This window comes from Sphingobium herbicidovorans (assembly GCF_002080435.1).
Lineage (GTDB): Bacteria > Pseudomonadota > Alphaproteobacteria > Sphingomonadales > Sphingomonadaceae > Sphingobium > Sphingobium herbicidovorans.
The window spans coordinates 1,421,133-1,438,896 of record NZ_CP020538.1 but is presented as its reverse complement, the minus strand read 5'-3'; the positions used below and the strand labels follow the sequence as shown (position 1 = coordinate 1,438,896).

Here is a 17,764-nt window from a genome sequence, read left to right as displayed (position 1 = left end):
AGCCGGTCAATGATGTGGGCTTTGGCGATCAAGAATGGCATGGAGATCGGTGTGGGCAGGTGCTGACCTCATGCGCTGTTTGCCGGCCACTTAACTGAAGCCCCGGCACGGTTATAGGGGCGATGTCTCAAGCCTTGCCGGGCTGCGGGGAGGGCGGCTGATTTCGGAACGCGCTGATCGTCGCGTGGCGTCGAACATGCCTGCGCAGTGCTCCGCCGCCCGCGGGCAACGGCGCCTGTCGAGCGTCTTGAAGCCATTTCCGCCAAATATGGGGTAAGACGCCCGCGATATCGCCAGAGGCTCCGGCGCATCGTCGCGGGGCGGATCCGGGTCTATCGGATCATATGTTATGCCTGTGGTTTCTGCATTTTCGAAGCGGGTGACATCACCTGCTTCGAAAATGTTGGGGGCGGCTTGCATATCTGAAATGGCGCGCGAGCGGAGCCACCGCCTGCTGAGCGCATGACGCGATATTGAAATTCGATCTTATTTACATTTTGGCGAATCCATTAACGGTTGATTGCTGTTTGATTGCCATGATGGACGGGTGAGTGGATTGCCGCCTCGTGCCCGTCTGACGGAATTGGATGCATTGCGTGGCGTTGGCGCACTGTGTGTGCTGGTATTCCACTATTCCACACGTTTTCATGAACTGTTCCCGCAGGCGGCGCATGTGCCTTTCAGCTTTCCTGGCGGCAATTATCGGGTCCTGTTGTTCTTCACTATTTCGGGCTTCGCCATTTTCTTCACGCTGGACCGGATCGCCAGCGTGGCGGATTTCGCCGTCAATCGCGTAGCCCGGCTCTATCCCGCCTATCTGGTAGCCATGGCGCTGACGCTTTCGATCGAATATCTGGCGAAGGCGTCGCAATTGCTGATCGGACCGGGGGCCATCCTGGCCAATATTACCATGCTGCAGGGCTTTGCCTTTCTGCCCGAGGTGGATGGCGCCTATTGGACGTTGACGGTCGAGATAGCCTTTTACGTTTGCATGATTGCGATGTGGAAATGGGTGGGCATGAGGTGGCTGGAGCTCATGTTCATCCCGTGGCTGGCGCTCCGGGCGATTTATGGTTTCTGGCCGGACATGCCGGAACGCATCGTAATGATCCTGGTGCTGCGCTATGTGCCGTTTTTCATCATCGGCATGCTATCCTATCGCGTGTGGGCGGGACAGCGGCGCTGGCGGCAACAGGCGCTCTATGCGGCGCTTGCCCTGCTATCGGTCGCGGTGATGGAAAGCTGGGACGTCACGTTGGTCGCCTGCATCCTGCTGGCCAGCTTCGCCGCGCTGATAGGGGGTCATTTGCGTTGGGTCGCTGCGCGACCGCTCGTTTGGATGGGCGGCATCAGCTACTCCTTCTACCTCATCCACCAGCATGTCGGCTTTGTCGTGATGCTGAAGCTTGCTGAACTGGGCTTTAGCCCCTGGATTGGTTTTCTGACGGCATTTCTCGTCGCGCTGACCTTGGGAACGGTGATCAACCGTATCGTCGAACGGCCTGCGGGGGAGGCAATCCTGAACTGGTGGCGCAGGCGGCGTCGCAAGGGCGTGGCGTTGGCCGAGGCAACAGCCAGATCTGCCTGAACCCTGGACTGGTCATTGTCGATCGAGGAAGCCTTTCTCCCGACGCGTGATATGACTTGGGCTGGAGATGAAAAAGGGCGCTGCCGTGACCCGGCAACGCCCTTTGGCAAATGACCGTTATTGCGCGCGCGGAGCCGCGGCTGCCGCGTTCGCGGGAAGGCCGCCCAACTGGGTCACGAGCTTCGTATACGCGTCGAGATAGGCGAGCACGATGACCTGGCCGATTTCGGTATTCTGATAGCCGCCACCGCCGGCTGCGGCGAAACCGCCCCACCAGCCCGCGCCGCCGCCGCCGCCGAAGCTGAGGTCCGACTTGCGCGAATAGCCTTCGGTCAGCGCCTCTTCCTCGGTCGTGCGCGCGTTGACGATCGACAGGGTGACGTTAGCCTCGCTCTTCTTGATCGAGATACCGCCAGCCAGTGCGCCCAGAGTTCGGCCACCAAGGAATCCGCCCAGCATGCCGCCGATTGCGTTGCCGCCTGAATTCTTGTTCGAGGAGACGATGTCAGGCTGCAGATAATAATCGGCCGCCTTCACCTGGCCCCTACCCAGATTGGATCCGGCCTGCAGTTCGCCGGAGTCCGCCATCGCGCGTTCCAGGTTGCGGCTGGCCATCGCGCGTCCGCGATTGACGATGCCGAAGCAGCCGGACTGCTGAATGAAGACCTTCAGGATCGCTTCGGGGCTGCCCAGGTTCAGTTCGCGCCACCACTGATTGTCCGGTTCAACGATCGCGACCGTGCCAATGCGGCGAGTACACCGCGGAATTTCGGCCGTTTTCTTGGCCTGCTGCTGACGTGCGGACGAACCCTTTTCAGCGGCAATGGCAGGCGAAGCCAGAACGGCAAGGCTGGCCGCGGCGGCAAGGAACTTAGTGAACTTATACATGGCTATGCACCCCCAGGAAGTTGCTGATCTATGTTTGTTTGAGGCCACCCTGTTGTTGAGCAATCCTCTAGCACAACGGTGTGGCGGTTCAAGCGATGCAAGCGGGGCATGGCGCATGTTTGACCTGCGGACCACGTCGATGCGCGACTCTGCTGACAGGCTTGCAAATGGCTGCTATCGGCGCGGTCCATGACCGACCTTTCCCACATTCGCAATTTCTCGATCATCGCCCATATCGACCATGGCAAGTCGACATTGGCCGACCGGCTGATCCAGCGCACCGGCGGCCTTACGGATCGCGAGATGTCGGCGCAGGTGCTCGACAATATGGACATCGAGAAGGAGCGCGGCATCACCATCAAGGCGCAGACCGTGCGCCTCGATTATGTGGCGAAGAATGGTGAAACCTACGAGCTGAACCTCATGGATACGCCGGGCCATGTGGATTTCGCCTATGAGGTCAGCAGGTCGCTCGCCGCGTGCGAGGGGGCGTTGCTTGTGGTCGATGCGGCGCAGGGCGTGGAAGCGCAGACGCTGGCCAACGTCTATCAGTCGATCGAGCATGACCATGAGATCGTGCCGGTGCTCAACAAGATCGACCTGCCCGCCGCCGAGCCGGAAAAGGTGCGTGCAGAGATAGAGGAAGTGATCGGCCTCGATGCATCGCAGGCGGTACTGGCCAGCGCGAAATCGGGCATTGGCATTGACGAGGTGCTGGAAGCCATCGTCGCCCGCATTCCCGCGCCCAAGGGCGACAGGGACGCGCCGCTGGAAGCGATGCTGGTCGATAGCTGGTACGACCCCTATCTGGGCGTCGTCATCCTGGTGCGCGTGATGAACGGTGTCATCAAGAAGGGCCAGAACATCAAGTTCATGATCGGCGGCACCGAGCATTTGATCGACCGCGTCGGTTGCATGCGGCCCAAGATCGAAGCGTTGCCTGAGCTTGGCCCCGGCGAGATCGGCTTCATCACCGCGCAGATCAAGGACATCAGCCAGACCCGCGTCGGCGACACCATCACGACGGTCAAGAATCCCGCAGCCAAGCCGCTGCCGGGCTTCAAGGAAGTGCAGCCCGTGGTTTTCTGCGGCCTGTTCCCCGTCGATGCGAACGACTTTGAAAAGCTGCGCGACAGCATCTCCAAGCTGCGCCTGAACGATGCGAGCTTCTCTTTCGAGATGGAAACCAGTGCGGCGCTGGGCTTCGGCTTTCGCTGCGGTTTCCTGGGCTTGCTCCATCTGGAGATCATCCAGGAGCGGCTGACGCGCGAATATGATCTGGACCTCATCACGACCGCGCCATCGGTTGTCTATGAGATGCACATGAAGGACGGGACCGTGCGCCACCTGCACAACCCCGCCGACATGCCCGATCCCAACCATATCGAGATGATCGAGGAGCCGTGGATCGAGGCGGTGATCTATTGCCCTGACGAATATCTCGGCTCGATCCTGAAACTTTGCCAGGATCGGCGCGGCATCCAGAAGAACCTGACCTATGTCGGCGGCCGCGCACAGGTGACCTATGAACTGCCGCTCAACGAGGTCGTGTTCGACTTCTATGACCGGCTGAAGTCGATTTCACGGGGCTATGCGAGCTTCGACTATCATCAGATCGGCACGCGCGACGGCGACCTCGTCAAGATGAGCATCCTCGTCAACAACGAGCCGGTCGATGCGCTCAGCATGATCGTCCATCGCAGCGCCGCCGAAGCGCGCGGACGGCATATGTGCGAACGGCTGAAGGACCTGATACCCCGCCATCTGTTCAAGATCCCGATCCAGGCGGCGATTGGCGGCAAGGTGATCGCGCGCGAGACGATCGCGGCGATGCGCAAGGATGTGACCGCAAAATGCTATGGCGGCGACATCACCCGCAAGAAGAAGCTGCTGGAGAAGCAGAAGGAAGGCAAGAAGCGGATGCGTGAATATGGCAGTGTCCAGATTCCTCAGGAAGCCTTCATCGCGGCGCTACGCATGGGCGACGAAAGCTGACTTTATCGCGCATGTTGACCAGAGCGCAGCTTCCATGGTCAATGCAGCAGGCAAGCGGCAGGAGGCGAAATGGGCACGGGCTGGCTATATGACGAACATCCCGCGATGTTCCGGGCGCATCCTTTCCTGTTCATCCTGCTGCTGATTTCGGTGCTCGGCATCCTTGTCATCGCGATCTGGTGGATCATGGCGAAAGGCGAGCGGCTGGCTCTGTCCGATCGCGAAGTCCTGATGGAACGGGGCATTCTGTCCAAGCAGCGGACGGAGATCGCCCTGTCCAGCATTCGCAGCGTGCGGATCACCCAAAGCCTGGGCCAGCGCCTGTTCGATGTCGGCAATATCGAACTGTTCAGCGCAGGCGATGTCGCGGAAATCGCGATCAAGTCCATGCCTCGCCCTGGACGCATCCGTGATATAGCCGCATCGCGCAACATGGACCTGCTGCCACAGCGCTGATGCGCGATCCTACTTGACTCACGCACTTTATTTTAACGATGTAAAGGCGATGGGCCTGACAGAGCCCTTAAAGGGAAGGACGCCTCCAAGGTAACGCCGATCTGCAATGAAGCAGAACGGCGATGCAAGGGAACGCCGTCCATGAGCCTGCCCGTGATGCCTTCGCTGCCAGCGCTGACGACCCAGCAGCGAGACGATATACGGCAGGCATGCGGATTTGCCTGCGTGCGCTGTGGCGTCACCATCTACCGCTATTTGCGCTTGCCGGAGGGGCCTGGCGCCACGTTGCTGTGTCCCACATGTCATGGCCTGGTCGAGGAAGGGCGGCTGACGTCGACGCAGGTGCAGAGTTTTCATACCAATCCGGTCGTACGGCAGCGCCACTTCGCCCGTGATCGCCTGCCATTTTCGCCCGACCTTCCTACGTTGATCCTTGGCGGATCCCGTCAGGTGCGCGACACCCCTATTCCGCTGACGCTGGAAGGCGAGCCGATTCTGATATTCGCGCCGCCTCGCCGCAGCAATGGCGCTACCCGGATCAGCCTGCGACTGGGTGGGGTCGATGGCGCGCCCGTTCAAATCATTGATGGCAATGAATGGCTACCCTCTGACGGCAGCTGGCACTTCCTGCTGCGCGGCGATCGCTACAGCGTGATGGCAGCCCGTGGCGACGGATTGGCGGTGCTGCGGATCGTGGCGCGCAATCGCATAGCGGTCGAACATCTGCGCACCACGATCAGGGGACGGCGGCTGGAGGTCACGCCTGACTGGATGGAAATCGATGGCAAACGCAATGTCGGGCGGATTGCCGGTGGTACGCTTATCGGGTTGGAATGCTGACCTTCCCGCCATGTCTGCCGGGCGGGTTTGTGCTTCGCGACGTTCTTGCAGGTCTTGTTCGTGTGGATAATCTCTTCACAGGATCAGGCGGTACGCCGCGCCAATAGCTTCTTTGACGATGGTGCGTTCAGGCGATGAAGCTTCAGTCGTCAACCGCATCGTGCAGAGGTGATCACCATCTTTTCATCATAGCTGACGGTCAGCCGGTCAGCCCGAAAGTCCATCGTCATGGCCATGCCGGGCGCGCCCCAGCGCAAAGTGCGCGCGCCCGAGGCAGCAAGGAGTTGCGCGCCTACCGAAGCGCTGGCGGTCTGGCCCAGGAACTGGTCAAGCCCGTCATTCCGGCAAGCGCCTTCGACAGCTGAAGGGGTGGCAGGGCCCGGATATTCGGCGCCTGCGCAAGCCGCCAGTATCGTTAGAGGAATAAACGCCGCCATCCGCATATCGTCGTCTGCTCCTATTCGGTGCGTGTCATCTTGAGGCGGCCGCCCTTGACCGCGAAGGCAAGGCGGCCTTCCACCAGATCAACTGCGTCGCGCCCAAATTGTTCATAACGCCAGCCTTCGAGAATCGAGAGGTCGTCACGAACGCCTGCGGCCAGCGCGTCGATATCGTCCGACCGGGCAATCAGTCGCGCGGCCACATTGATATCGCGCGACCGGATTTTCAGCAGCAGCTTGAGCAGGTCGGCGACCAGCGCGCCATCCTTGCCAAGGCCCGGCCGCTTGGGGTCACGCTCGGGCATTTCATCCTTGCCCAGCGGTTGATGGCTGGCCAGAGCCTGCATCAACCGCGCGCCGATATCGTTCGTCTTCCAGGTGGCGGACAGGCCGCGCACCTTGCCCAGATCTTCCTGAGCCCGCGGTGGGTGGCTGGCGATATCGGCCAGCGTCTCATCCTTGACGATGCGGCCGCGCGGCAGATTTTTGTCCTGCGCTTCGATCTCGCGCCATGCGGCCAGCGCCTTCAAACGGCCAAGCACATCCGCTTTGCGGCTGGCGATGCGGACGCGCTTCCAGGCCTCTGTCGGTTCATTCACGTAGTTTTCCGCGTCGCTGATCCGTTCCATTTCCTGGTCCAGCCAGTCGCCCCGACCGGTGCGCTTCAATTCCTCCAGCATTTTCGGGAAGATCTGAATGAGGTAGGTGACGTCGCCGATTGCATAGTCGATCTGACGCTTGTCGAGCGGGCGGCGCGCCCAGTCGGTGAAGCGCGCGCCCTTGTCCAGCTGGACCCCCAGCCAGGCATCGACCAGATTGCCATATCCGATCTGTTCGCCAAGGCCGAGCGCCATGGCCGCAATCTGGGTGTCGAACAGCGGATGGGGCGTTTTCCCTGTCAGATTGTAGATGATCTCCAGATCCTGTCCGCCGGCATGAAAGACCTTCAGCACATCCTCATTGTCCACCATCAGGTCGAGCAGGGGCGAAAGGTCAAGACCCGGAGCCTTTGGATCGATGGCGGCGGCTTCATTGTCGTCCGCGACCTGCACGAGGCATAGGTCGGGCCAATAGCTGTTTTCACGCATGAACTCGGTATCGACCGCGATATAGGGCGATTTGGCGATCCGGGCGCAAAATGAAGCGAGAGTCTTGCTGTCGGTAATCAGCGGATGGATTTGCATATGGTCTTCGATCTTATTATGGGCAGGCCCGCTCCCCGGCGGGCTCGTCGATAGTCGACAAGGCTAGCCCATAGCGGGGCCGCAACAATTTGTCATTTCCGTAAAACGCAGTTGAAAGACCAAAACGCCATGCACGCCTATCGCACCCATACCTGCGGCGCCCTGACATCGGCCGAAGTTGGTGATGAGGTGCGCGTGTCGGGCTGGGTCCATCGCAAGCGCGATCATGGCGACCTGGTCTTCATCGACCTGCGCGACCATTATGGCATGGTGCAGATCGTCACTGAAGTCGACGGTCCGGTCTTCAAGGTGATCGAATCGCTGCGCGCCGAAAGCGTCGTGACGGTGACGGGCAAGGTCGTCGCCCGTGCGAAGGAAGCGATGAACCCGAACCTTCCCACCGGCGAGATCGAGATCCGCGCGCTGGACGCGGTGCTGCTGTCCGCCGCCGCCGACCTGCCGCTGCCTGTCGCGGGCGAGCAGGAATATCCCGAGGATATCCGCCTGCGTTACCGCTTCCTCGACCTGCGGCGCGAGACGCTGCACGCCAACATCGTCAAGCGGACGAAGATCATCTCCGACATGCGCCGCCGCATGGAAGGCATCGGCTTCACCGAATATTCGACGCCCATCCTGACCGCGAGCAGCCCGGAAGGCGCGCGCGACTTCCTGGTGCCCAGCCGCATCCATGCCGGGAAGTTCTACGCCCTGCCGCAGGCGCCGCAGCAATATAAGCAGCTGCTGATGGTGGCGGGCTTCGACCGTTATTTCCAGATCGCGCCCTGTTTCCGCGATGAAGACCCCCGTGCCGATCGCCTGCCGGGCGAGTTCTACCAGCTCGATCTGGAAATGAGCTTCGTTACCCAGGAAGATGTGTGGAACACGATGGAGCCGGTGATCGCCCAGGTGTTCGAGGCGTTCGCTGACGGCAAGCCGGTGACGCCCGCGGGCAGCTTCCCGCGCATTCCGCACGCCGAAGCGATGCTGAAATATGGCAGCGACAAGCCTGACCTGCGCAACCCGATCCTTATCACCGATGTGACAGAGCATTTTGTCGGTTCGGGCTTCGGCATCTTCGCCAGCCTGGTGGACAGCGGCAGCGTCATTCGCGCGATCCCGGCGCCCGGCGCTGGCGCGGGCAGCCGTAAGTTCTTCGACGAAATGAACAATTGGGCACGGGCCGAGGGCTATTCGGGCCTTGGCTATATCAACATCAAGGATGGCGTGCCCGGCGGCCCCATCGCCAAGAATCATGGCGAGGAAAGCACAGCCAAGCTGATCGAGGCGCTGGGCCTTGGTCCCAATGACGGCGTATTCTTCGCGGCGGGCAAGGAAAGCCAGGCGGCCAAGCTGGCGGGTCTGGCGCGCATTCGCGTGGGTGAACAGCTCGATCTGATCGACAAGGACAGGTTCGAACTGTGCTGGATCGTCGATTTCCCCTTCTACGAATATGATGAGGAAACGAAGTCGATCGATTTCGCGCACAACCCCTTCTCCATGCCGCAAGGCGGGATGGAAGCGCTTGACAGCCAAGACCCGCTCAGCCTCAAGGCCTATCAATATGACATGGTCTGCAACGGCTATGAGATCGCCTCCGGGTCGATCCGTAACCAGTCGCCGGAGTTGATGGTCAAGGCGTTCGAGAAGGTGGGCCTGTCGCAGCAGGATGTGGAGGAACGCTTTGGCGGCCTGTATCGCGCCTTCCAATATGGCGCGCCGCCGCATGGCGGCATGGCGGCAGGGGTGGACCGCATCGTGATGCTGCTCTGCGGTGCGCAGAATCTGCGGGAGATCACGCTCTTCCCGATGAACCAGCGTGCTGAAGACCTGCTGATGGGTGCGCCGTCCCCGGCCGAGTTCAAGCAGCTTCGTGAATTGCATATTCGCGTTGTGGAGCCGCAGGCAAAGGCGTGACCTATCATCGTCACGCTTGTCGTCCACCGTCAATGGGATGATGACAGGCATGACGATCACTCGCGGTTCCGTCTTTCTGCTGTGCATTGCCGGCGTGACGCTTGGCGTGCTCAACTGGGCCGTGAAGCGACCGTTGCCGGGCGATGTCGCTCTGACGCGCGGCTTGCAGGCACTGCTCGGTCAGTCGCCCGAATGGGCGGGTATTGTCACGAAAAGCGCGACTGAACCATGGATGTGGGCGATGACTGGCGTCGTCGCGCTGCTCCTGTGGATGTTGCGGGGCCATGTCGCCGCGCTGGCGGCGCCGATCGCGTTTGCGCTTGCGCTTGCGACCGACGGCTTGCTTCGTTTCTTCATTTTTTCGCCCCGACCTTTGGCCACCCTGGTCGCCGTTGCAAAGCCCAGTCCGTCATCGGGCCTGCCATCGACCTATGGCTTGGTAACGGGCGCCACGATAGGCCTGCTGATGCTCGTCGCGCTGGCGGACCGGCGCGGCTGGGCGCGGGCCGTGGGCTGGGTCGCGCTGGTCTGGCTGGTGTTGGGCTGGGCGGCGCGGGTGACGATGGGCGGCCATTGGACCAGCCAGTTGCTGGCGAGCTACGCATTGTCGATCCTGATGGCGCAGGGTGTCTTGCGTCTGGTGCGGGTGCGCTGACCCCACTCGACAGCAGCGCGGGCACGGCGCATGATCTGTCCATGACCATTGATCTTGCCGATTATGAAAAGGGTAAAGCGCCCAAGGGCGACTATGACGCCCAACTGGCCAGTCTGCAGGAGCGGTTGGCGAAGATTCAGGTCGCTCATCTGATCCATGGCAGGCGCAGCGTCATCCTGCTGGAAGGATGGGATGCGGCAGGCAAGGGCGGCATCATCAAGCGGATGACTGCCGATTGGGACCCCCGCTATTACCGCGTCTGGTCGATCGCGGCGCCCAGTGAGGAGGAGCGCGACCGCCATTACCTATGGCGTTTCTGGACGCGCTTGCCCGCAGGCAAGCATATCGCGATCTTCGACCGCAGCTGGTACGGGCGCGTTCTGGTGGAGCGAGTAGAAGGCTATTGCGCCAAGTCCGAATGGAAGCGCGCTTATGACGAGATCAACGCCTTCGAAAAGCAGCAGGTCGATGCGGGGACCAACATCGTCAAGCTATTCGTCCACATCACGCAGGAGACCCAGGACGAGCAACTTGCCCAGCGGCTCGACACGCCTTGGAAGCGCTGGAAGACCGGAACGGAAGATTACCGAAACCGGGCGCGGCGCGACGACTATCTGGCTGCCATGCACAGCATGTTCGCCAAGACCGACAGCAAATATGCCCCTTGGCATGTCATCGACAATAATCATCGCAAGGCCGGACGCATCGCCGCGCTGAAATATGTTGCCGATACGCTGGAAAAGCTCGTGCCGATGAATTTCCCCGATCCCGATCCAGAGGTGGTGAAGCTGGCAAACAAGGCATTCGGTTACCGGATGGTGTAAGGAAAAACGTCAGAAAACAGCCATTTGTCATCATACTGTCATCAAAACCTAACCGGGCATTTACCATTGGGGCGGTAATCATGCCCTTATGTATTCGCCAGTTGTTCTCGATCCCCTAGCCTCTTTGCCTCGCTCGCAGGGCTTGCCTTTTGTTGCCGACAGTCCGGTGATCCGGCTGGGGCGGCCGTTGAGCGAGGCTGTGGACCAGTTCCAGTTCGATCCCGCGCTTCGCCTTCTGCCTGTCCTCGACGGTCAGGGACGGCCTGTGGGCGCGATTTACGAGCGCCATATGCGGCGCATCCTGTTCAATCCGTTCGGCCACGCATTATTGCGCAATCCCAGCTTCGGGGGGCGGTTGGACGATCATGTCCGTCCGTGCGCCTGCGTGGAACGGAGCGCCACGATCGAGGCGTTGATCGACCTTTATGCTGCGCAGGGCCAGGCATGTGAGGGACTGATCGTGGTGGAAGGGGGACGCTATGCCGGCGTGGTGGGCGGTCAACTGTTGTTGAAGCTCGCCGCCGAGCGGGATGCGCAAGTGGCGATTGCGCGGGCCGAACGGCTGGAGCGGGTGACGCGCGAAAGTGGAAGCTTTCGAACCGACATCGGCGCGTTGATCGCCGATCTGGTCGCCATGGCCGACATGTTGTCCCGGCTCGCGAACGAAGCGGCGGAGCGCGCCGCGCATAACGGACAGGCATCGGCGGGCATGGCCGTGGCCGCGGCCCAGACTGCGGACCATTTGTCGGGTATGGCCGCGTCGGCCAGCGATCTCAATCAACTGTTCCAGGCCATAGAAGAAGAAGCCCGGGCGGCGGGTGCGGCGATCCGCCGTGCTGTCGATCAGACGCGGCTCGGTTCCGCGCACACGCATCAACTGTCTGCGCAGGCGGACGGGATCGGCGAGGTGACGGCACTGATTGACGCGATTGCTCGCGCAACCACGACACTCGCCCTGAACGCCGGGATTGAAGCCGCGCGCGCAGGCGAATCGGGGCAGGGCTTTGCGGTGGTCGCGCGCGAGGTGAAGCTGCTGGCTGGTCAGACGCGCGACGCCGCGGCGGAGATCGCAAACCGCATAGAACATATCCGTGCGACCGTCGGCCAGGTCGCGCAGGGCCATGCGCTCATGGACTCGGCGATCGCGACTGCGGAACGGCTTTCCGGGTCGGTGTTTGAAGCCGTGGCGCGGCACGGCGCGTTCAGCCGCACCATCGCAGACGGCGTTGCCGAGGCCGGCGTCTCCAGCGAGCATGTCAGGATCAGCGCCAGCCAGATCAGCGATAATGCCGGAGCGGCGGAGGAAGGCGCGCGCGACATCCGCCATGCGGCCAGCCAGTTGGCGCAGGAGGCGCACCGTCTGGATGCGCGCGCCAGCCTGTTCATCCAGGCGATCCGCCTGGACTGAACGCGCGATCAGAAAAACGGCTGGCTTGCTGCGGAAATGCGGTTACCTTCGTGTTCCAATAAGAAGGAGAGGAAAAGCCATGCTCGTCATGTTCGTGGGCGCTGACCGGACCGAAACCGCTATCAATCCCGCACAGGTCACCTTCGTTTCATCGGTCACGGACGGCACCCGCATCCGTTTTGGCGAGGGCAGGAGCGTGACGGTGATAGAGCCCATCGCCCAGGTGATGGAGAGTTTGAACCAGGCTCTGCGGCCGCACGAATAGGATAGCGGGACTGGCCCCTGCTCAAGGGGCGGTGAAAGGCGTGGCGCTCGCCAACGGCTGGGCCGGGGCTCACCGATCCTTTGCGTCTGGCTGACAACCTGCCTATACTCGCCGCTTGATGCTAGGACTCAGGACAGCAATGACTTCCAATTTTTTCCGGGGCGCCATTGCCCTTGGCGCGCTTGCGCTCATCCCTGCTACGACAGCCGCGCTCGCCGATGGGGAAGCCAGCAGCTACAAGGCGCTCGACGAGTTCATGGATGTGTTCCAAAAGGTACGCAGCGACTATGTCGAGAAGGTCGATGACCAAAAGCTGATCAAGGGGGCGATCGACGGCATGCTTGCCAGTCTCGACCCGCATTCGAGCTTCCTCGACGCGCGCGATTTCCAGAATCTGCGGACCCAGACGGAGGGCAGCTATGGTGGCCTTGGCCTGTCGGTGACGCAGGAAGATGGCGCGGTCAAGGTCATCGCGCCGACGCAGGATACACCGGCTTGGCGTGCGGGCATCAAGGCGGGCGACTATATCACGCATCTCGATGGGCAGCTCATCTATGGGGGCACCCTGGACGAGGCGGTCGATAAGATGCGCGGCGCGCCCGGCACCGCGATCAAGCTCACCATCGTCCGGCCCGGCCGCGACAAACCGATCGAACTCACGTTAACTCGCGAGATCATTCAGCTAAAACCCGTAAAGTGGGAAGTGAAGAACGGCGTCGGCATCATCAATATCGTCAGCTTCTCGGCCAACACCGGCGCTGATGTACGCCAGGCGATCCGCAGCATCGACAAGAGCCTGGGACGCAAGCCCACCGGCTACATCCTGGACCTGCGCTCCAACCCCGGCGGGCTGCTGGACGAAGCGGTAGCGGTCAGCGACAGCTTCCTGGAAAGGGGCGAGATCGTTTCCCAGCGCGGCCGTAACAAGGGCGATGTGGAACGCTATTACGCCAAGCCGGGCGATGACGCGAAGGGCCTGCCGGTCATCGTGCTGGTCGATGCAGGATCGGCTTCAGCTTCGGAGATCGTTGCGGGGGCGCTACAGGACCAGCATCGCGCGCTGGTGATGGGTGAGCGCAGCTTCGGCAAGGGCAGCGTGCAGACGATGTTGCCGCTCACCAACACGACCGCGCTCAAGCTGACGACGGCACGCTATTACACACCGTCTGGCCGGTCGGTGCAGGAAGGCGGCATCGAACCGGATGTGCGCGTGCCACAATTGTCTGATCCTGACTACAAGAACCGCCCGAAGTTTCGAGAGAGCGACCTGCGTCGTCATCTGATCAACGAGATCAAAACGGATAATGCGGCGCTGGAAGAGGATACGAAGGAAGATCCCCGCTTTGCCATGAGCGCTGAGGAATTGAAGAAAAAGGGCATTGAGGATTTCCAGCTCGACTATGCGCTCAAGACCATCGGACGGCTCGCGGCAAAGCCGGGGGCTGTAGTGGCGCAGGCGCAGCCGATCGCGAAGAAGGCGGCGCCGCGCTGACTGAACGGCTTATTTCGGATAGTCGATTTCAATCACCTCATATTCCTTCTCCCCCGCGGGCAGCAGGACGCGGCGCAGGTCTCCGATGGCCGCGCCCCGCAAGGCGCGGGCAATGGGGGAACCCCAGCCGATCCGCCCGGCACTCGCATCCGCTTCGTCATTGCCGACGATGGTGACGGTGCGATGATTGTCCTCTTCGTCGGCGATGGTCACCGTCGCTCCGAAGAACACCTTGCTCTTGTCAGGTTGCTGGCGCGGATCGACGACTTTGGCGTCCTTCATCTTCTTCGACAGGCGGCGAAGCTGGCCGTCAATCTCACGCATGCGCTTGCGGCCATATAGATAGTCGCCATTTTCGCTGCGATCCCCGTTGCCAGCCGCCCAGCTGACGATTTCAACGACGCGCGGCCGCTCTACCCCCAGCAGTTGGTCATATTCCGCGCGCAGCCTGGCGAAGCCTTCAGGCGTTATGTAGTTGGGATAGGGGGTGGTCATCGCGCTGCTTTACCTGCCGCGACGAGGTTCGTGCAAATTTCACTGGGAAAAGGGTAAACCACGCGGCCACGGGCTAGGGGCTTTCTTGTTCGCGCAGAGGCGCCGAGGGCGCAGAGGTTTTTGAGTTGCGCGGAAGCGCGGAGGTCTTGGCGGGCCGCTTACCGGCCTTTGCATCCCCTGCGGCGTCTGCGCTTCAGCGCTAACTCAATTCAACCCGGCGTTTGCTTGCCAAGATATTTTGAAAGCGGTGTGCTGGAACCGCGAAAGCGCGCCCGTTCCGGGTTGATCGCATCATAAACCACCGCATTTTCCAGCACCCGGTGAACATAGTTGCGGGTCTCAAAGATCGGGATCTGCTCGATCCAGCGGAGCATGTCCGCACCAGGAAGGCGTGGGTCGCCATTGGCCCTTATCCAGCGGTTCACATTACCCGGCCCCGCATTATAGGCGGCTACAGCCAACGGATAGCTGCCGCCATAATAGCTGAGCATCCGCTCAAAGTAGGACGAACCAAGCATGATGTTGTAGTTGGGATCGTTGAGGGAGCTGGGATTATAGCCGAGGCCCAGCTTCCCGGCCTGTTCCCGCGCGGTTCCGGGCATCAACTGCATCAGGCCGCGTGCGCCTGCATGGCTGACGATCTGGCGGTCAAACTGGCTTTCCTGCCGCGCTATGGCGTGGACCATCGTCCAGCTGGATTGCGCTGAGGGCGGCACCGGCACGCGGGGGAATGCGCTTGCGCCATAACCGGTCAGCCCGCTCGACACAGCGCGGCGGCCGACCATCACCCCCATGTCCGGCCGGCCGATATTCTTGGCGAGTTCGACGGCAAGATAGTGATCGCTGTCACTTTCGGCATTGTTCGCGATTGCGCGGGCGAATTTGCTCTGATCCTCCCAATATCCCATCTGCCCCAGCGCCTTTACCGCCCGGACGACCGACCGGTTGTTGAATGCGGTCCGGTCCGCTGCCGAAATCTCGATCGGCCGTTCCACCATCGCGGGGGCGGGCACGGGCTTGCTGACGCGCTCAAGCGAGAGTTGCCCGTAAAACTGGTCAGGGAAGACCGATGCCTGGGCGAAATAGCTGTTGGCGGTCGCCGTATCGCCTGCGGCCAGAGCGGCGCGGCCCGCCCAATAATAGCCCTTGGACTGAGTCTGGGGCGACCGTGCAGCGGTGGCGTAGCGACGGAACATCGCCGCCGCGTCCGCAGGCCGATTGAGATTGTAGAAAGCCGTCGTTCCAGCGAGCCAGGCCAGGCTGGTATAATCGTCACGTTCGCCGATAGGACGGCCGGAAACATCAACGCCGGGTGCATAGGCGTCATCGATCTTGCTCGCGATGCCGTAAGCCAAGCTCCACTGGCTGTCATTGGCGGCGGCGCGGGCCTGACCCAGCAGCGTCTCATACCATTTTTCGGCATTGCCCGGACGGAAGGTCAGCGCCGGCCGATTGGCGAGATATTGCCGCGCTGCGACCCAGTTGCCGGTATTCATCAGCCATGTCGCCTTGTCGGCGATATAACCCGCGTCCGACACGCCCACGGATTCCGCATTCTGCATCCTTGCGGCGGCGTCGGGCAACTTCTGGCGAAAGCCGATACGCGCTTCATAAACAGGGCGTCGCGATGGAGTTACATAGGCCAGCATCCGTTGCGCCCCGGCGATGTCATTGCCCCACAACAATATGTCCGCGCGCTGATCATGGTCCGCGCCGGTCCAGCCCGTCCCGAAGAGCGACAACAGCCGCGTCTCGTCATCGGGTGACAGCGTGCCACCCATCCAGGCGCTACGAGCGGCTATCCGCGCCTCCGCCATGCGCCCCATCTGCATCAGCGCCAGCGCATGACGCGCATTGCCTGTCGCCGTGCGCGCCGGGAAACGAGCGAAGAAGGCTGTGACCTGGCGTGGATCATAGCTATTGGGATTGATACTGGTCTCGGCCAACCGCCGCATCCGATCTTCGCCCGGCCAGCCGGGATTGGCCAGGATGAAGTTGGCATAGGTTGAAAAGCCCAGCCCGTCGCTCTGCTGCAATGCACGCCACTGGCTGATGGTGCCGGATATGGAGGGATCGGAGGCAACACCGATTCGCCCGCTCACCTGATTCCATGGGGAGGGCTGAGTCGCGGCAGGAACCTGCTGCACCACCGCACCCGCCGGATAGGGCGACGCAGAAGGATAAGTCGGGGCTTCGGGCTGGGCGCTTGCGCCCGCGGTCAAAAGAAGAAGAGCAATCAAGGGCATCCGGACCATTTTTGTTGGGAGGCGGCGAGGTGACAGCCTACTGGACATCATCACAAATCCATCCTTATCAGGCCATGAATGACGCGCTATAGCGCCCCGTCGCCCTACACTCGACAGTGTGCCCCGGAATGCCGGTGAATTGAAGGAGTTTGTTGATGTTTTCCGGATCTATTCCGGCGCTGATCACCCCTTTCCGCAATGGAACGGTCGACGAGGTGGCATTTCGCGCGCTGGTGGATTGGCAGATCGAGGAGGGAAGCAGCGCGCTCGTGCCCTGTGGCACCACCGGCGAAAGCGCCACCATGACGGTCGACGAGCATAATCGCGTGGTTGCGATCTGCGTCGACCAGGCGGCGGGGCGGGTGCCGGTGATCGCAGGCTGCGGATCGAACGACACGCGCATTGCGCTGGAACATATGTTCGCGGCGCAAGCTGCGGGCGCGGATGCTGCGTTGGTGGTCGCGCCTTATTATAACAAGCCGAATCAGGAAGGCGTTTACCAGCATTTTGCTCACCTTGCCGAACGCTGCGACCTGCCCATTGTCCTCTATAATGTGCCGAGCCGCACGATCACCGACATCGGCGTTCCGGTGATCCACCGCCTTTCGAAGGAATTTCAGTCGATCGTCGGGATAAAGGACGCCACCGGGAATCTGGGGCGGGTCACCGCGCAACGCCTCGCCTGCCGGGCCGATTTCTGCCAGTTGTCGGGCAATGACGAAACCGCTCTGGGATTCAATGCAATGGGAGGCAGCGGCTGTATCTCCGTTACGGCCAATGTCGCGCCCCGCCTTTGCGCGCAGTTTCAGGCGGCCTGCGCATCGGGCGATTGGGATGGAGCACTTGAGCTGCAGGATCGTCTCTATCCTCTGCACGATGCCCTGTTCAGCGATTCTTCACCCGGGCCGGTCAAATATGCGCTTACCCGTGTGCGGTCCGACATGCCCGGCGATTTGCGGCTGCCCATCACCTGGCCGTCTGAATCAGGTCGCGCCGCTGTCGACCGGGCCTTGGAAATTGCAGGTCTCGTTTAAAAGGGCTGCGGCCTTATATGGTGAAGTGAGTTAGTTTAGA

At 61.5% G+C, this 17,764-nt stretch carries 16 protein-coding genes; 11 read left to right on the top strand and 5 right to left on the bottom strand.

Going from position 1 to position 17,764, the window contains the following annotated elements; translation table 11 throughout:
- Window positions 1-547 precede the first annotated feature (547 nt).
- Complete coding sequence (locus B6S01_RS06950; RefSeq protein WP_231567974.1) at window positions 548-1,588, top strand: acyltransferase family protein; 1,041 nt, start codon at window positions 548-550, stop codon at window positions 1,586-1,588.
- A 117-nt stretch (window positions 1,589-1,705) separates the two neighbouring features.
- On the opposite strand, the gene B6S01_RS06945 is transcribed toward B6S01_RS06950, so the two are convergent.
- Window positions 1,706-2,476 carry a CsgG/HfaB family protein gene (locus B6S01_RS06945; RefSeq protein ID WP_037464462.1) on the bottom strand — a complete coding sequence of 257 codons (771 nt, stop codon included), beginning with the start codon at window positions 2,474-2,476 and terminating at the stop codon, window positions 1,706-1,708.
- 189 nt (window positions 2,477-2,665) lie between these two features.
- Between B6S01_RS06945 and lepA the strand changes: the two genes are divergently transcribed.
- From lepA to B6S01_RS06930, 3 genes are all read left to right on the top strand, one after another.
- Window positions 2,666-4,471: a translation elongation factor 4 gene (gene lepA / locus B6S01_RS06940; RefSeq protein WP_037464464.1), complete on the top strand. Its 1,806-nt coding sequence runs from the start codon at window positions 2,666-2,668 to the stop codon at window positions 4,469-4,471.
- Between the two features lie 69 nt (window positions 4,472-4,540).
- Window positions 4,541-4,927, top strand: a complete 387-nt coding sequence (locus tag B6S01_RS06935; RefSeq protein ID WP_037464466.1) for a PH domain-containing protein — start codon at window positions 4,541-4,543, stop codon at window positions 4,925-4,927.
- Between the two features lie 156 nt (window positions 4,928-5,083).
- Window positions 5,084-5,767, top strand: coding sequence for a hypothetical protein (locus B6S01_RS06930; RefSeq protein WP_037465127.1), 684 nt, complete (start codon window positions 5,084-5,086; stop codon window positions 5,765-5,767).
- 149 nt (window positions 5,768-5,916) lie between these two features.
- Here B6S01_RS06930 and B6S01_RS06925 read toward each other — a convergent pair whose 3' ends face one another.
- The gene (locus B6S01_RS06925; protein ID WP_037464467.1) at window positions 5,917-6,210 is read right to left on the bottom strand and encodes an I78 family peptidase inhibitor; all 294 of its coding nucleotides are present in this window, start codon (window positions 6,208-6,210) and stop codon (window positions 5,917-5,919) included.
- Between the two features lie 14 nt (window positions 6,211-6,224).
- Window positions 6,225-7,391 (bottom strand): ribonuclease D, encoded by a 1,167-nt coding sequence (gene rnd / locus B6S01_RS06920; protein ID WP_037464469.1) that lies wholly within the window; start codon window positions 7,389-7,391, stop codon window positions 6,225-6,227.
- Between the two features lie 129 nt (window positions 7,392-7,520).
- Here rnd and aspS point away from each other — a divergent pair, with 129 nt between their 5' ends.
- The 6 genes from aspS to B6S01_RS06890 all read left to right on the top strand — a co-directional run bounded on the left by aspS (window position 7,521) and on the right by B6S01_RS06890 (window position 13,949).
- Window positions 7,521-9,305: an aspartate--tRNA ligase gene (aspS, locus tag B6S01_RS06915; protein WP_037464471.1), complete on the top strand. Its 1,785-nt coding sequence runs from the start codon at window positions 7,521-7,523 to the stop codon at window positions 9,303-9,305.
- Window positions 9,306-9,354: 49 nt separating this feature from the next.
- The gene (locus B6S01_RS06910; RefSeq protein WP_156103344.1) at window positions 9,355-9,960 is read left to right on the top strand and encodes a phosphatase PAP2 family protein; all 606 of its coding nucleotides are present in this window, start codon (window positions 9,355-9,357) and stop codon (window positions 9,958-9,960) included.
- Window positions 9,961-10,001: 41 nt separating this feature from the next.
- Window positions 10,002-10,784: a polyphosphate kinase 2 family protein gene (locus tag B6S01_RS06905; protein WP_037464473.1), complete on the top strand. Its 783-nt coding sequence runs from the start codon at window positions 10,002-10,004 to the stop codon at window positions 10,782-10,784.
- A gap of 142 nt (window positions 10,785-10,926) precedes the next feature.
- Window positions 10,927-12,192: a methyl-accepting chemotaxis protein gene (locus B6S01_RS06900; RefSeq protein WP_231567975.1), complete on the top strand. Its 1,266-nt coding sequence runs from the start codon at window positions 10,927-10,929 to the stop codon at window positions 12,190-12,192.
- Window positions 12,193-12,271: 79 nt separating this feature from the next.
- Window positions 12,272-12,457 (top strand): hypothetical protein, encoded by a 186-nt coding sequence (locus B6S01_RS06895; RefSeq protein WP_037464476.1) that lies wholly within the window; start codon window positions 12,272-12,274, stop codon window positions 12,455-12,457.
- Window positions 12,458-12,596: 139 nt separating this feature from the next.
- Window positions 12,597-13,949: a S41 family peptidase gene (locus B6S01_RS06890; RefSeq protein ID WP_037464478.1), complete on the top strand. Its 1,353-nt coding sequence runs from the start codon at window positions 12,597-12,599 to the stop codon at window positions 13,947-13,949.
- 9 nt (window positions 13,950-13,958) lie between these two features.
- Here the strand turns inward: B6S01_RS06890 and greB are convergent, their stop codons facing one another.
- A complete protein-coding gene (gene greB, locus B6S01_RS06885; RefSeq protein WP_037464479.1) occupies window positions 13,959-14,444 on the bottom strand; it encodes a transcription elongation factor GreB in 486 nt (161 codons plus the stop codon).
- Window positions 14,445-14,653: 209 nt separating this feature from the next.
- Entirely contained in the window at window positions 14,654-16,690 is a 2,037-nt protein-coding gene (locus B6S01_RS06880) for a lytic transglycosylase domain-containing protein (protein WP_407695200.1), read from the bottom strand.
- Between the two features lie 155 nt (window positions 16,691-16,845).
- Between B6S01_RS06880 and dapA the strand changes: the two genes are divergently transcribed.
- Complete coding sequence (dapA, locus tag B6S01_RS06875) at window positions 16,846-17,724, top strand: 4-hydroxy-tetrahydrodipicolinate synthase (protein WP_037464481.1); 879 nt, start codon at window positions 16,846-16,848, stop codon at window positions 17,722-17,724.
- Window positions 17,725-17,764 lie beyond the last annotated feature (40 nt).